A 13,730-nucleotide genomic window follows, 5' to 3' on the forward strand; every position below is an offset into this window, starting at 1 on the left:
TTTTTATTCATAAATCAGGGACGTTATTTTCCAGGAGAATCATTGACCGGATGGATAATAGGTTTATTAATTGCGCGAATCAAGTTCAAGTCTATTTATAGACCGGTTTATTGATTACGATTGAGGCGAGGTACAGAAATACCTTCTTTTTGATAACAAAATGCGGTAAAGGGCGTTACAAACAGATAAAAAAAACCCCCGTCATTCGACGAGGGTTTACAATTTTGGTGGAGCTAAGCGGGATCGAACCGCTGACCTCTTGCATGCCATGCAAGCGCTCTCCCAGCTGAGCTATAGCCCCACATATGACTTTACTGACCGCACTCTGTTGGGTTCAGAGTTTGGTGGAGCTAAGCGGGATCGAACCGCTGACCTCTTGCATGCCATGCAAGCGCTCTCCCAGCTGAGCTATAGCCCCATCGTAAAGCTGTCATGTTGACGGGCGGCATAATATGAATTCCGCTGCGGAGTGTCAACGGCAAAATCAATTCCAGCTATTCAATCGCCGAAAAATCATGCAAATGAATCACTTTGCGAGCCTGCTCGCAGTCAGGAGTTAAGCCTGTCACGTTTTCACGTTAAACGGTGCTATAAAATGAGCCGCTAATTAACCCCACTGATATTCAGGAAATTGCATGATCAAGGAACGAATGACGCCAGAAGAGTTAGCCCTCCTCACTGGCTATAGCCGACAGACCATCAATAAATGGGTACGCAAAGAGGGTTGGATTACGTCACCTAAACCAGGCGTCCAGGGCGGGAAAGCGCGTCTGGTGCATGTGAACGAAAAAGTCCGTGAATTTATCCGCAGTGCACGTCGGGCAAGCGAAACATCCGAACTGCCAGAAGGCGTCAGTCATGATAGTTCACTTCACACCCTGCTCCTGACGCTAGCCAATGAAATGACGCCGGAAGAGCAGAAGCAGATGACATCGCTATTACTGCGGGAAGGGATCACCGGATTGTTGCAACGTTTAGGGATTCGCGATCGGGACTGATATGAAAAGATTACGGAGCAAAATGACCACGGAAGAGCTGGCGAAGAGTTTGGGCGTCGCCAGGCAAACGGTTAATCGTTGGATACGCCAGCAGGGATGGAAAACCGAAGGACTCAACGGCGTGAAAGGCGGTCGCGCGCGGCTCATTCATGTCGATGCGCGGGTGAAGGAACATATTATGAGCCTCCCGGCAATTCGTACCACTCATGAGGTTTACCATCTCGCGGAGGCCACGTCTTCCTACAATACCCCCTCTTCAAACCTGTATCCGGGCATTATTGAGACGCTGGAGAGTATGACTAAGCCGGAGCAGAAGCGTCTGGATGCGTTATTGAAGCGCGAAGGCATACACGGATTTCTCAAGCGTCTGGGGATTGCAGAAGAAGAAGCATAAAAAAACGGCAGGTTCCCCTGCCGTTTGTTTTATCTGAGACGCTATTACTGCTGATTTTCTCGTTCAGCGATAAAGTCCAGCGCCTTGTTAATGCGCGCCACGCTGCGTGATTTGCCGATGGCATGAACCGTTACGTCTAGCGCCGGAGACTGACCCGCACCGGTCACCGCAACGCGCAGTGGCATACCGACTTTACCCATGCCGATTTCCAGCTCGTCCGCCGTCGCCTGAATGGCGTGATGCACATTCTCAGCGGTCCATTCGGTGAGCGCAGCCAGCTTGTCACGCACCACTTCCAGCGGCTGACGCGCAACCGGACGGAGGTGTTTCTTCGCGGCGTCCGCGTCGAACTCAGCAAACTCTTCATAGAAGTAGCGGCAGCTTTCAGCAATCTCTTTCAGAGTTTTGCAGCGCTCGCCGAGCAGTTTCACCAGATCCGCCAGCTCAGGGCCAGTGCGGGTATCAATATTTGCCTGCTCAATGTGCCACTGCAGGTACGTTGCCACATATTCTGGCTGCATGGTATTGATGTAGTGATGGTTCAGCCACTGGAGCTTGTCGGTATTAAACGCGCTCGCTGATTTGCTGACAGAGCTCAGAGAGAACAGTTCGATCATCTCTTCACGGCTGAAGATCTCCTGGTCACCGTGAGCCCAGCCCAGACGCACCAGATAGTTCAGCAGCGCTTCAGGCAGATAACCGTCGTCGCGATACTGCATTACGCTGACCGCGCCGTGACGTTTAGACAGCTTTTTCCCGTCGTCGCCGTTGATCATGGAGACGTGCGCATAAACAGGCACAGGGGCATTCAGCGCCTTCAGGATGTTGATCTGACGTGGCGTGTTGTTGATGTGGTCTTCACCACGGACAACGTGAGTTATTTCCATATCCCAGTCGTCAACCACCACGCAGAAGTTGTAGGTTGGGGAACCATCGGTGCGGCGGATAATCAGATCGTCCAGCTCCTGGTTGCTGAATTCGATCGGGCCACGGATCTGGTCGTCAAAGATCACAGACCCCTCTTGCGGGTTAGCAAAACGCACAACGCAAGGCTCATCAGCAGCATGCTCGCTGTGGTCATGGCGGCAGCGGCCGTCATAACGCGGCTTTTCACCATTCGCCATCTGCTCTTCGCGCAGCGCATCCAGACGCTCTTTGGAGCAATAGCACTTATACGCCGTGCCCGCGACCAGCATTTCATCAATGACCGCGTTATAGCGGTCAAAGCGTTTGGTCTGGAAATATGGACCTTCATCCCATTCCAGATTCAGCCAGTTCATCCCATCCATAATGGCTTCAATTGCTTCTGGCGTGGAGCGCTCAAGATCGGTGTCTTCAATACGCAGCACGAACTCACCTTTGTTGTGGCGTGCGAAAAGCCAGGAATAGAGAGCGGTACGTGCACCACCGACGTGCAGATAGCCTGTCGGGCTCGGCGCGAAGCGAGTTTTGATTTTCATGAAATGGCCTTACGTTATAAAGATGCCGGCAATCGGCAAATCCTGGGGAAAAAACGATGGGCAATATTCTATCACTGTGGGGGGATTCCTCAATGTTGATCCCTTTATCGTGACCGAGTTTGCGATTTTTGTTTAGAAATCATGCGCCACAGCCCGTTTCGCGATCGTTTTGTTTAATTTTACGACGAACGAATAAAAACTTTAGAAAATGCGTTGACTCATTTTCAACTCTCCCTATAATGCGACTCCACACAGCGGGGGTGATTAGCTCAGTTGGTAGAGCATCTCCTTTACACGGAGGGGGTCGGCGGTTCGAGCCCGTCATCACCCACCATCTACTTCGGTAGACCCGCAGTGTAGATAAGAATTGAGATTGGGCGATTAGCTCAGTTGGTAGAGCATCTCCTTTACACGGAGGGGGTCGGCGGTTCGAGCCCGTCATCGCCCACCATTCTCACCTTATCGCAGCAGTTCCGAAATGGGCGATTAGCTCAGTTGGTAGAGCATCTCCTTTACACGGAGGGGGTCGGCGGTTCGAGCCCGTCATCGCCCACCATTTCGGGTCGTTAGCTCAGTTGGTAGAGCAGTTGACTTTTAATCAATTGGTCGCAGGTTCGAATCCTGCACGACCCACCAATGTAAAAAAGCGCCCTAAAGGCGCTTTTTTGCTATCCGCAGTTTGTCTACTTCCCTGCCTTCAACGTCGCAATCAATACTGATTGTGTATCGATGCAACTCCCTGCCAGATATGGCAGTTTTGCTCAAGCTAATCCCATTGGTGCCGATACCTCTGTTTTATAACGCGAGGAAAAAGTATGACGACCATTCAGGCTTCAACCCAACAGATTCAAACCAGCGGCGCGAGTGGAACTTCGAGCAGTAACGATATCTCTGCGCAAATCACCCGCATTCTCGACAAGATCAAAAAACTGACCCAGCAGTTAAAAGAGCTGTCGAACAGCCCCATCAGCACCGACGAGAAGAAAAAGCAGCAGGAACTTATTCAGACCCAGCTCAAAGTGCTGCAGGCTCAGCTCGCGGCGCTGCAGCGCCAGCAGGCCGAAGAGGCCCAGAAGAAGCAGGAACAAAAACTGGGCAAAGTGGAAGGCGTGAATAGCCCGTCAGACAATAATCAGATTGATATCTACATCTGATCTTCTGATGCGTTAAACAGTGGGTCGCGTATGCGGGCTTCGGTTAATCGTTGTGCCTGGATACGCACCACTTCCCAGATAGCCTGCGCCGCCCCCGAGAGTGAACGATTTTTTCGCCGCACCAGCATCAGCTTTCGCTCGACAACGGGCGTTAATCGCCTGACGGCCAGTCTGCTTCCCTGCGGCAGGGGGAGCGCCAGGGCGGGCAATACGCTGATGCCAATGCCGGCTTCCACCATGGGAAACAGCGTCGCCGGGTGACCAATCTCCTGCACGATTGTTGCCTTTACGCCCTGATTCATCAGCGCGGAATCAATCAACGGACGGCTGCCCGAGGCATAATCCTGTAATACCAGATTCGCGCCCTGCAGGGACTGCCAGCTGACCTCCGGCAACGAGGCCAGCGGATCGTCGTCACGGCAGAGCAGCAAAAAAGGCTCAGAAAGTACGCTTTCGCACGCCAGATCGCTTGCCTGACCGGGATCGATAACAATACCAAAATCGACATCCCCCTGGCGGATGCTCTCCAGCACCCACTGTTGCGGCCTGTCATGCAGCACAAAATCAATGTCCGGGTAGCGATGGCTTCCCTCGGCAATACACTGAGGTATAAGGTGTGCGGATATCGTCTGGCTGGCCGCGACCCGCACGGTACCCGAAAGCTGCTGGCCCAGCCTCCCCACGTCTCTGAGCGTGCTGTTGAGCTCATCCAGCAACCGTTCAAGGCGCAGAGCCAGCTGCTGCCCGGCTTCGGTCAGCACCACTTCGCGCGTGGTGCGGTCAAGCAACCGGACGCCAGTCTGATTTTCCAGCTCTTTCACGCTGTGGCTAACCGCCGACTGGCTCAGGCCAATCATCTCTCCTGCCCGGCTAAAGCTACGAGCCTGCGCCACGGTGACAAAAACACGAAGCTGACGTAGTGAATAATTCATCTGTTTAATTCATGAATGGATGCAATAAATCAATTTTATTTCTCAAATGGAAAAAAGCACAATAGCGACATCTGTTTTCAGGAGTCATTATGAAACTATTTCGTATTGTTGATCCGTTTACGCTCACCCTGGTAGTTACCGTTTTACTGGCCTCTTTCTTCCCCGCTCGCGGCGGTTTCGTCCCGTTTTTTGAAGGGCTGACGACGGCCGCCATCGCGCTACTGTTCTTTATGCACGGCGCAAAGCTCTCCCGCGAAGCCATTATCGCGGGCGGTAGCCACTGGCGACTACACCTGTGGGTGATGTGCAGCACGTTCATTCTGTTCCCGATCCTCGGGGTGCTGTTTGCCTGGTGGGCGCCGGTTAACGTCGACCCGGCGCTTTACACCGGTTTCCTGTATCTCTGTATTCTTCCGGCCACGGTGCAGTCCGCCATTGCCTTTACCTCTCTCGCGGGAGGGAACGTGGCGGCCGCGGTCTGCTCGGCATCGGCATCCAGCCTGCTGGGGATTTTCGTCTCCCCGCTGCTGGTAGGCCTGCTGATGAACATGCACGGTGCGGAAGGTAACCTTGAGCAGGTGGGCAAAATCTGTCTGCAGCTGCTGCTGCCGTTTGTCCTGGGCCATCTCTCCCGACCGTGGACCGGCGCGTTTGTGGCGAAGCATAAAAAATGGATTTCAAAAACCGACCAGACCTCGATTCTGCTGGTGGTTTACTCCGCCTTTAGCGAAGCGGTCGTGAACGGGATCTGGCACAAGGTGGGGGCAGGCTCGCTGCTGTTTATCGTGGTGGTCAGCATCGTCCTGCTGGCGATTGTGATTGCGGTAAACGTCTTTGTGGCACGCAAGTGCGGCTTCAACAAAGCGGATGAAATCACGATTGTGTTCTGCGGTTCGAAAAAGAGCCTGGCGAACGGCATCCCGATGGCCAACATTCTGTTCCCGACCTCGGTGATTGGGATGATGGTGCTGCCGCTGATGATTTTCCACCAGATCCAACTGATGGTCTGCGCGGTGCTGGCGCGTCGCTACAAGCGCCAGACCGAAAAGCTGGCGCAGGAAGAGACCCGCGCCGCGAAGGCTTAAGTTAAGGACGTTTCAGGGGCTGCACCAGCTGGGTCAGCCCCTCGGTTTTGATCAATAACGTGATAGCCATCAGCTCGCCCAGTCGCCCTGCCGGAAATTCATCCTTACGGGCAAACCACAGCAGATACTCCTCCGGCAAATCAATCAGCCTGCGGCCCTTGTATTTACCAAACGGCATCTCCGTATTGGCGATCTCAACGAGCTGCTCTTTCTCCACGTTACTCTCCTAACAGACGCATCATTTCCGCTTCGTCGATAACCGCAATGCCGAGCTCCTGGGCTTTCGCCAGCTTCGAACCCGCCGCTTCACCGGCGATCACCAGGTCGGTTTTCTTCGACACGCTGCCCGCAACTTTTGCCCCCAGCGCCACCAGACGTGCTTTGGCATCGTCGCGTGAAAGCTGGCTCAGGCTGCCGGTCAGCACCACCGTTTTACCGGCGAACGGGCTGTCGATCTCTTCAGCGTTAACCACCACCGGCGCGGGCCATTTAATGCCCTCTTCCAGCAGTTCGCCGATGACGTTACGGTTGCTCTCTTCGGCGAAGAAGTTAAAGACGTGCGTGGCGACGACAATACCTACGTCCGGGACTTTCTGCAGCTCCTCGATGCTCGCTTTTTCCAGCGCCTCCAGCGTACCAAAGTATGCTGCCAGACCTGCTGCGGTTGCTTCACCCACTTCACGAATGCCCAGCGCGTAGAGGAAACGGGCGAAAGTCGTCTCTTTTGCGGCTTCCAGCGCGTTAACCACGTTCTGGGCAGACTTTGGTCCCATGCGGTCCAGACCGGTCAGTTTACCAGCGGTCAACCTGAAGAGGTCCGCTGGCGTGTGGACGTACTCTTTCTCAACCAGCTGATCGATAATCTTGTCGCCCATGCCGTCAACGTCCATTGCGCGACGGGAAACGAAGTGCTTCAGTGACTCTTTACGCTGCGCGCCACAGATTAAGCCACCCGTACAGCGAGCCACCGCTTCACCTTCCACACGCTCAACGTCCGAACCACACACCGGGCAATGGGTTGGGAAGACAACCTCGCGCGTATCATCAGGACGTTCTGACTCCACAACGTTAACCACTTGCGGGATCACGTCCCCTGCGCGGCGAATCACCACTTTGTCACCAATGCGCAGGCCCAGGCGTTCGATTTCATCGGCGTTGTGCAGCGTGGCGTTACTCACCAGCACGCCCGCCACCTGCACTGGTTCCAGACGGGCGACCGGTGTAATAGCCCCCGTTCGACCGACCTGGAACTCCACGTCGCGAACGAAGGTCATCTGCTCCTGGGCAGGGAACTTAAACGCCACCGCCCAGCGCGGCGCGCGCGCCACAAAGCCCAGCTGCTCCTGCAGCGCCAGTGAATTCACCTTGATGACGACGCCATCAATATCAAAACCGAGCGTCGGACGGTCCTCTTCCACCTTGTGGTAGAACGCCAGTACCGCTTCCGGCGAGTCGCAGAGCTGGACGCGATTGCTTACCGGCAGGCCCCACGCTTTAAACTGCAGCAGGCGTCCGAGGTGCGTATCCGGCAGCTCGCCGCCCTCAAGAATACCCACACCGTAGCAGAAGAAAGTAAGCGGTCGCTTCGCGGTAATACGTGGGTCAAGCTGGCGCAGCGAGCCCGCCGCCGCATTACGCGGGTTAGCAAACACTTTCCCGCCGGTGCGACGAGCCTCTTCGTTAATTTTCTCGAAGCCAGCCTGCGGCAGGAACACTTCGCCGCGCACTTCCAGACGCGCAGGAATGTTGTCACCCTGCAGCCTCAGAGGGATCGCGCGGATGGTACGCACGTTGGTGGTGATGTCTTCGCCCGTCGTGCCGTCGCCACGCGTCGCGGCACGCACCAGCACGCCGTTTTCATAGAGAAGACTGACCGCCAGGCCATCCAGCTTGAGCTCGCAGCACCAGGTGAGAGAGTCGCTGCTTTTCAGGCGATCCTGCACGCGCTTGTTAAACGCGAGGAAGCTCTCTTCATCGAAGACGTTATCCAGCGACAGCATCGGCACTTCATGACGCACCTGGCTGAAAGCGCCCAGCGGCTCAGCGCCGACGCGCTGGGTGGGGGAATCCGGCGTGATGAGTTCAGGATGCTGCGCCTCTAGTTCGCGCAGCTCGCGCATCAGGCGGTCATACTCCGCATCCGGTACTTCCGGCGCGTCCATAACATGATAGAGGTATTCATGATGGCGAAGCGTGGTTCGCAGTTCAGTGAGTTGTTGTTCGATTGAGTCCATATCGCACCATCAATGAGAAAAAACCCCCGACATGCGGGGGTTGAGGAGGAGTTGAAGTCAACGCGGCGATTACGCGTTAGCTTCCTTAACTTCGCGGATGCGGTCCTGATACTCGCGCAATTTCTGCGGGGTCATCATTCGACGCTGATCGTCGAGCACCACGCCACCGACTTCGTCAGCGATGTGCTGAGCGGACTGCAGCATCAGCTTAAAGTTTTGCAGTTCATCACCGTAGGACGGCACCTGCATAAAGATAGTGACGCCCGGGGTCACGAAATCACCGGTCATTTCCGGATCGAAGGTGCCAGGGTTAACCATGTTGGCCAGGCTGAACAGCGTCGGACCGCTACCGTCAGGGCTCAGGTGGCGATGGAAAATATTCATATCGCCAAACTTGAAGCCTGCCTGTTGAATACTGTTAAGCAGCACATCGCCATTGAGATGGCTACCGTGATGCGCGGCCACGTTCATGATGATCACCGCTTCTTTACGCTGCGGTTTTTCAACAACCGGCTCTGGCTCTACAACGGCCTCAGGCTCAACGTGCGGGGCCGGAGCAGGCTGAGGCGCAGGCTGCTGCGGTTGTTGTACCGGCTGAGCAGGTTGTTGCTGCACGGGCTGCTGAACCGGTTGATGTTGAACCGGCTGTGGCGCAGCAGGCTGCTGATAGACAGGCTGTTGCGGCGGCTGGCGCACCGGCTCTTCCACAGGCTGCGGCGCTGGCTGGCGCGGCTGTGCAGAAGCATACGGCGGTTGATACTGGTGCTGCGAAGGACGAGGCGCTTCATGCTCCCCATGGCCTGCGCCGGGCGCAGTATTGACCCGATGAACACGAACTTCACCCACGCCGTCGTCATCGCTGCCGTCGATGTCATCTTCACTGTCATCGTCGTCACGACTGGACTTCATGCGCTTCAGTGGGCGATCGCGAAACATCGAGGAACGCTCTTTACGGCTGGTCCAGAAACCATGTACCAGTAAAGCGATTATGGCGATCGCGCCAACAATGATTAATATCAGACGCAAATCCTGCATCATTATATTCTCTGTTGTTCTAACACCTTGCCACCACGGCAAACATTTACTCACTAAGAGTATTTGCCGTTTACGTCAAGTGCAAGTGTGTGCAGAGCATTCACAGCATAAAGATGAAGGAAATCGTGCTTTTTGCTGGTTTTTCGAACATTTCCGAACTGGTCATTGCTCAGTAAGTGGATAATATAGGCGGGCAATCCCACTGGTTGTGTAAAAAGGAGTACAGCCTGGCTATGGTTTCAACATCTTCTTCCCCCCCGCGCAGCGGCGTCTGGTATTTTTCTCAGGGCTGGAAACTGGTCTCCCTGCCGGGGATTCGACGCTTCGTCATTCTGCCGCTGTTGATCAACATTATTCTTATGGGCGGCGCGTTCTGGTGGCTGTTTACAAAACTGGAGAGCTGGATCCCGTCGCTGATGAGTTACGTGCCGGACTGGCTGCAGTGGCTTAACTACCTGCTCTGGCCGGTGGCGGTGATCTCCGTGCTGCTGGTGTTTGGCTACTTCTTCTCGACAATTGCAAACTGGATAGCCGCACCGTTTAACGGTCTGCTGGCGGAACAGCTGGAAGCGCGGCTTACCGGTGCGACGCCGCCGGACACAGGGATATGGGGGATCATGAAAGACCTCCCTCGCATTATGAAGCGCGAATGGCAGAAGTTTGCCTGGTACCTGCCCCGCGCGCTCGTGCTGCTTATCCTCTATTTTGTGCCAGGCATTGGCCAGACCGTGGCACCGGTGCTGTGGTTCCTGTTCAGCGCCTGGATGCTGGCCATTCAGTACTGCGACTATCCTTTCGATAACCACAAGGTACCGTTTAAAGAGATGCGCACCGCCCTGCGCAGCCAGAAGGTCGCCAATATGCAGTTTGGCGCACTGACCAGCCTGTTCACCATGATTCCCTTCCTGAATCTGTTCATCATGCCCGTCGCCGTTTGCGGCGCGACGGCGATGTGGGTCGACTGCTACCGTGCTAAGCACGCGTTATGGAAATAATGCAAAAATGTGTAAAGCAGGGGTGGCTTATGCCGCCCCTTATTCCATACTGATCCCCATTATTTCCTTGCAGTATATAGATATGCGAATTCCTTACTTCCCCCTACCTGCTCAACAGGTATGCTGGGTCGGTATCCCAATTTCATACAGTTAAGGACAGGCCATGAGTAAGATTTATGAAGACAACTCGCTGACTATCGGTCATACGCCCCTGGTTCGACTGAACCGTATCGGTAATGGACGCATCCTGGCGAAGGTCGAATCACGTAACCCGAGCTTCAGCGTTAAATGCCGTATCGGTGCAAACATGATTTGGGATGCTGAAAAACGTGGCGTGCTGAAGCCTGGCGTTGAGCTGGTGGAACCGACCAGCGGTAACACCGGTATTGCTCTGGCCTATGTTGCTGCCGCGCGCGGCTACAAGCTGACGCTGACTATGCCAGAAACGATGAGCATCGAGCGTCGTAAGCTGCTTAAAGCGCTGGGCGCGAACCTGGTTCTGACCGAAGGCGCGAAGGGCATGAAGGGCGCCATTCAGAAAGCCGAAGAGATTGTGGCCAGCGATCCGGCGAAATATCTGCTGCTGCAGCAGTTCAGCAACCCGGCAAACCCGGAAATTCACGAGAAGACCACCGGTCCGGAAATCTGGGAAGATACCGACGGCCAGGTTGACGTCTTTATCTCCGGTGTGGGTACCGGCGGTACGCTGACCGGCGTGTCACGCTATATTAAAGGCACAAAGGGTAAAAAAGACCTGATCACCGTTGCCGTTGAGCCGACTGACTCACCGGTTATCACCCAGGCCCTGGCCGGTGAAGAGCTCAAACCAGGCCCGCATAAAATCCAGGGTATTGGCGCAGGCTTCATTCCGGGCAACCTGGATCTGAAGCTGATCGATAAAGTGGTCACCATCACTAACGAAGAGGCCATCTCTACCGCGCGTCGCCTGATGGATGAAGAAGGCATTCTGGCGGGTATCTCTTCCGGTGCGGCCGTTGCGGCAGCGCTCAAGCTGCAGGAAGACGAAGCCTTTACCAATAAGAATATTGTGGTTATCCTTCCGTCCTCGGGTGAGCGTTACTTGAGCACCGCACTGTTTGCCGATCTGTTTACCGAAAAAGAGCTGCAACAGTAGTGCCAGCATGTTAATAACGCGTAAAAAAGCACCTTTTCAGGTGCTTTTTTGTGGCCTGCTTCAAACTTTTACCCCTCCTGGCATTGCTTCACCCCGTTGGGTCTGGTATTTAAACCAGCAATTATTTTGATGCGTGAAATTAATCGGTGAATGAAATAGCCTTGCTGAATCGATTTTATGATTTGGTTCAAGTCTTGCTTTCGCTGCATAATGTTTAATGACGATCGAAACGTCAGCGCTAACAATACAGGCTAAAGTTCAGTCGCCAGGCTAGACTTTAGTTCCACAACACTAAACCTATAAGTTGGGGAAATACAATGTTCCAGCAAGAAGTTACCATTACCGCTCCGAACGGTCTGCACACCCGCCCTGCTGCTCAGTTTGTTAAAGAAGCGAAAGGCTTCACTTCTGAAATCACTGTGACTTCCAACGGCAAAAGCGCCAGCGCCAAAAGCCTGTTCAAACTGCAGACTCTGGGCCTGACTCAGGGCACCGTAGTCACCATTTCTGCGGAAGGTGAAGACGAGCAGAAAGCAGTTGAGCATCTGGTAAAACTGATGGCTGAGCTCGAGTAAGTTTCCGGGTTCTTTTAAATATCAGTCACAAGTAAGGTAGGGTTATGATTTCAGGCATTTTAGCATCCCCGGGTATCGCTTTCGGCAAAGCACTGCTGCTGAAAGAAGACGAGATCGTCATCGACCGGAAAAAAATTTCTGCCGACAAGGTTGATCAGGAAGTTGAACGTTTTCTGAGCGGTCGTGCCAAGGCATCTGCGCAACTGGAAGCAATCAAAACTAAAGCTGGCGAAACTTTCGGTGAAGAAAAAGAAGCCATCTTCGAAGGGCACATCATGCTGCTCGAAGATGAGGAGCTGGAGCAGGAAATCATAGCCCTGATTAAAGATAAGGGCATGACGGCCGACGCGGCTGCGCATGAAGTTATCGAAGGTCAGGCAACTGCCCTGGAAGAACTGGATGATGAATATCTGAAAGAGCGTGCGGCTGACGTACGTGACATCGGTAAGCGCCTGCTGCGCAACATCCTGGGTCTGGCCATTATCGACCTGAGCGCAATTCAGGATGAAGTGATCCTGGTTGCCGCGGACCTCACCCCGTCTGAAACCGCACAGCTGAACCTGAAAAAGGTCCTCGGTTTCATCACCGACGCGGGTGGCCGTACCTCCCACACCTCTATCATGGCGCGCTCTCTGGAACTGCCTGCCATCGTGGGTACCGGTAGCGTCACCTCTCAGGTGAAAAACGGCGACTATCTGATTCTGGATGCCGTAAACAATCTGGTTTACGTCAACCCAACTAATGAAGAGATCGATAAACTGCGCGCGGTTCAGGAGCAGGTTGCGACTGAAAAAGCGGAACTCGCTAAGCTGAAAGACCTGCCAGCCATCACCCTTGACGGCCATCAGGTAGAAGTATGCGCAAACATCGGTACCGTTCGCGACGTTGATGGCGCTGAGCGCAACGGTGCGGAAGGCGTAGGTCTCTATCGTACAGAATTCCTGTTCATGGACCGCGACGCGCTGCCAACGGAAGAAGAGCAGTTTGCTGCTTATAAAGCCGTAGCTGAAGCGTGTGGCTCTCAGGCGGTTATCGTCCGTACTATGGACATTGGTGGCGACAAAGAGCTGCCGTACATGAACTTCCCGAAAGAAGAGAACCCGTTCCTGGGCTGGCGTGCGATTCGTATCGCGATGGATCGTAAAGAGATCCTGCGTGACCAGGTTCGCGCGATCCTGCGTGCCTCTGCTTTCGGTAAACTGCGCATCATGTTCCCGATGATCATCTCTGTTGAAGAAGTGCGTGCACTGAAGAAAGAGATCGAAATTTACAAGCAGGAACTGCGCGACGAAGGTAAAGCGTTTGACGAGTCAATCGAGATCGGCGTAATGGTGGAAACACCTGCGGCGGCGACTATTGCGCGTCATTTAGCCAAAGAAGTTGATTTCTTTAGTATCGGCACCAATGATTTAACGCAGTACACCCTGGCAGTTGACCGTGGTAATGATATGATTTCACATCTCTACCAGCCAATGTCACCGTCCGTACTGAACTTGATCAAGCAAGTTATTGATGCTTCTCATGCAGAAGGTAAATGGACTGGCATGTGTGGTGAGCTTGCAGGCGACGAACGTGCTACACTTCTGTTGCTGGGTATGGGTCTGGACGAATTCTCTATGAGCGCCATTTCCATCCCGCGCATTAAGAAGATTATCCGTAACACGAACTTCGAAGATGCGAAGGTGTTAGCAGAGCAGGCTCTTGCTCAACCGACAACGGACGAGTTAATGACG

General features: G+C 54.1%; 13 protein-coding genes and 6 tRNA genes. 12 read left to right on the forward strand and 7 right to left on the reverse strand.

Annotation, left to right across the window (positions count from 1 at the left end; translation table 11 throughout):
• Nucleotides 1-225 precede the first annotated feature (225 nt).
• Nucleotides 226-301: transfer RNA gene (locus ACWYRJ_RS18410), tRNA-Ala, on the reverse strand.
• Between the two features lie 41 nt (nucleotides 302-342).
• Nucleotides 343-418, reverse strand: a tRNA-Ala gene (locus ACWYRJ_RS18415).
• Nucleotides 419-635: 217 nt separating this feature from the next.
• Here ACWYRJ_RS18415 and ACWYRJ_RS18420 point away from each other — a divergent pair.
• Together ACWYRJ_RS18420 and ACWYRJ_RS18425 are read left to right on the forward strand one after the other, a co-directional pair.
• Nucleotides 636-998 (forward strand): YfeC-like transcriptional regulator, encoded by a 363-nt coding sequence (locus ACWYRJ_RS18420; protein ID WP_115875947.1) that lies wholly within the window; start codon nucleotides 636-638, stop codon nucleotides 996-998.
• Between the two features lies 1 nt (nucleotide 999).
• Nucleotides 1,000-1,392 (forward strand): YfeC-like transcriptional regulator, encoded by a 393-nt coding sequence (locus tag ACWYRJ_RS18425; RefSeq protein WP_455508395.1) that lies wholly within the window; start codon nucleotides 1,000-1,002, stop codon nucleotides 1,390-1,392.
• Nucleotides 1,393-1,436: 44 nt separating this feature from the next.
• Here the strand turns inward: ACWYRJ_RS18425 and gltX are convergent, their stop codons facing one another.
• Entirely contained in the window at nucleotides 1,437-2,852 is a 1,416-nt protein-coding gene (gene gltX, locus ACWYRJ_RS18430; RefSeq protein ID WP_249576176.1) for a glutamate--tRNA ligase, read from the reverse strand.
• A 258-nt stretch (nucleotides 2,853-3,110) separates the two neighbouring features.
• On the opposite strand from gltX, the gene ACWYRJ_RS18435 reads away from it, so the two are divergent.
• From ACWYRJ_RS18435 to ACWYRJ_RS18455, 5 genes are all read left to right on the forward strand, one after another.
• Nucleotides 3,111-3,186: transfer RNA gene (locus tag ACWYRJ_RS18435), tRNA-Val, on the forward strand.
• 41 nt (nucleotides 3,187-3,227) lie between these two features.
• Nucleotides 3,228-3,303, forward strand: a tRNA-Val gene (locus tag ACWYRJ_RS18440).
• A gap of 29 nt (nucleotides 3,304-3,332) precedes the next feature.
• Nucleotides 3,333-3,408: transfer RNA gene (locus ACWYRJ_RS18445), tRNA-Val, on the forward strand.
• Nucleotides 3,409-3,412: 4 nt separating this feature from the next.
• Nucleotides 3,413-3,488, forward strand: a tRNA-Lys gene (locus tag ACWYRJ_RS18450).
• Nucleotides 3,489-3,667: 179 nt separating this feature from the next.
• Entirely contained in the window at nucleotides 3,668-4,006 is a 339-nt protein-coding gene (locus tag ACWYRJ_RS18455; protein ID WP_111965208.1) for a FlxA-like family protein, read from the forward strand.
• Here the strand turns inward: ACWYRJ_RS18455 and ACWYRJ_RS18460 are convergent.
• A complete protein-coding gene (locus ACWYRJ_RS18460) occupies nucleotides 3,997-4,938 on the reverse strand; it encodes a LysR family transcriptional regulator (RefSeq protein ID WP_111965207.1) in 942 nt (313 codons plus the stop codon). The two genes, ACWYRJ_RS18455 and ACWYRJ_RS18460, sit on opposite strands and share 10 nt — an antisense overlap.
• An 89-nt stretch (nucleotides 4,939-5,027) precedes the next feature.
• On the opposite strand from ACWYRJ_RS18460, the gene ACWYRJ_RS18465 reads away from it, so the two are divergent.
• A complete protein-coding gene (locus ACWYRJ_RS18465; RefSeq protein WP_111965206.1) occupies nucleotides 5,028-6,023 on the forward strand; it encodes a bile acid:sodium symporter family protein in 996 nt (331 codons plus the stop codon).
• Between the two features lies 1 nt (nucleotide 6,024).
• On the opposite strand, the gene ACWYRJ_RS18470 is transcribed toward ACWYRJ_RS18465, so the two are convergent.
• The 3 genes from ACWYRJ_RS18470 to zipA all read right to left on the reverse strand — a co-directional run bounded on the left by ACWYRJ_RS18470 (nucleotide 6,025) and on the right by zipA (nucleotide 9,295).
• Nucleotides 6,025-6,240 carry a DUF3820 family protein gene (locus ACWYRJ_RS18470; RefSeq protein ID WP_003861328.1) on the reverse strand — a complete coding sequence of 72 codons (216 nt, stop codon included), beginning with the start codon at nucleotides 6,238-6,240 and terminating at the stop codon, nucleotides 6,025-6,027.
• A gap of 1 nt (nucleotide 6,241) precedes the next feature.
• Nucleotides 6,242-8,257 carry an NAD-dependent DNA ligase LigA gene (ligA, locus tag ACWYRJ_RS18475; protein WP_149366414.1) on the reverse strand — a complete coding sequence of 672 codons (2,016 nt, stop codon included), beginning with the start codon at nucleotides 8,255-8,257 and terminating at the stop codon, nucleotides 6,242-6,244.
• Nucleotides 8,258-8,326: 69 nt separating this feature from the next.
• The gene (gene zipA / locus ACWYRJ_RS18480; protein WP_455508396.1) at nucleotides 8,327-9,295 is read right to left on the reverse strand and encodes a cell division protein ZipA; all 969 of its coding nucleotides are present in this window, start codon (nucleotides 9,293-9,295) and stop codon (nucleotides 8,327-8,329) included.
• Nucleotides 9,296-9,525: 230 nt separating this feature from the next.
• Between zipA and cysZ the strand changes: the two genes are divergently transcribed.
• From cysZ to ptsI, 4 genes are all read left to right on the forward strand, one after another.
• Nucleotides 9,526-10,287, forward strand: a complete 762-nt coding sequence (cysZ, locus tag ACWYRJ_RS18485; RefSeq protein WP_111965203.1) for a sulfate transporter CysZ — start codon at nucleotides 9,526-9,528, stop codon at nucleotides 10,285-10,287.
• Nucleotides 10,288-10,450: 163 nt separating this feature from the next.
• On the forward strand, nucleotides 10,451-11,422 hold the full coding sequence (cysK, locus tag ACWYRJ_RS18490; RefSeq protein ID WP_014884739.1) for a cysteine synthase A: 972 nt from the start codon (nucleotides 10,451-10,453) through the stop codon (nucleotides 11,420-11,422).
• Nucleotides 11,423-11,739: 317 nt separating this feature from the next.
• Nucleotides 11,740-11,997 carry a phosphocarrier protein Hpr gene (gene ptsH / locus ACWYRJ_RS18495; protein ID WP_000487600.1) on the forward strand — a complete coding sequence of 86 codons (258 nt, stop codon included), beginning with the start codon at nucleotides 11,740-11,742 and terminating at the stop codon, nucleotides 11,995-11,997.
• 44 nt (nucleotides 11,998-12,041) lie between these two features.
• Nucleotides 12,042-13,730: phosphoenolpyruvate-protein phosphotransferase PtsI (ptsI, locus tag ACWYRJ_RS18500; RefSeq protein WP_455508397.1), on the forward strand; the 1,689-nt coding region annotated here is incomplete at its 3' end.

The sequence above is a fragment of the Enterobacter sp. genome (genome assembly GCF_977039595.1).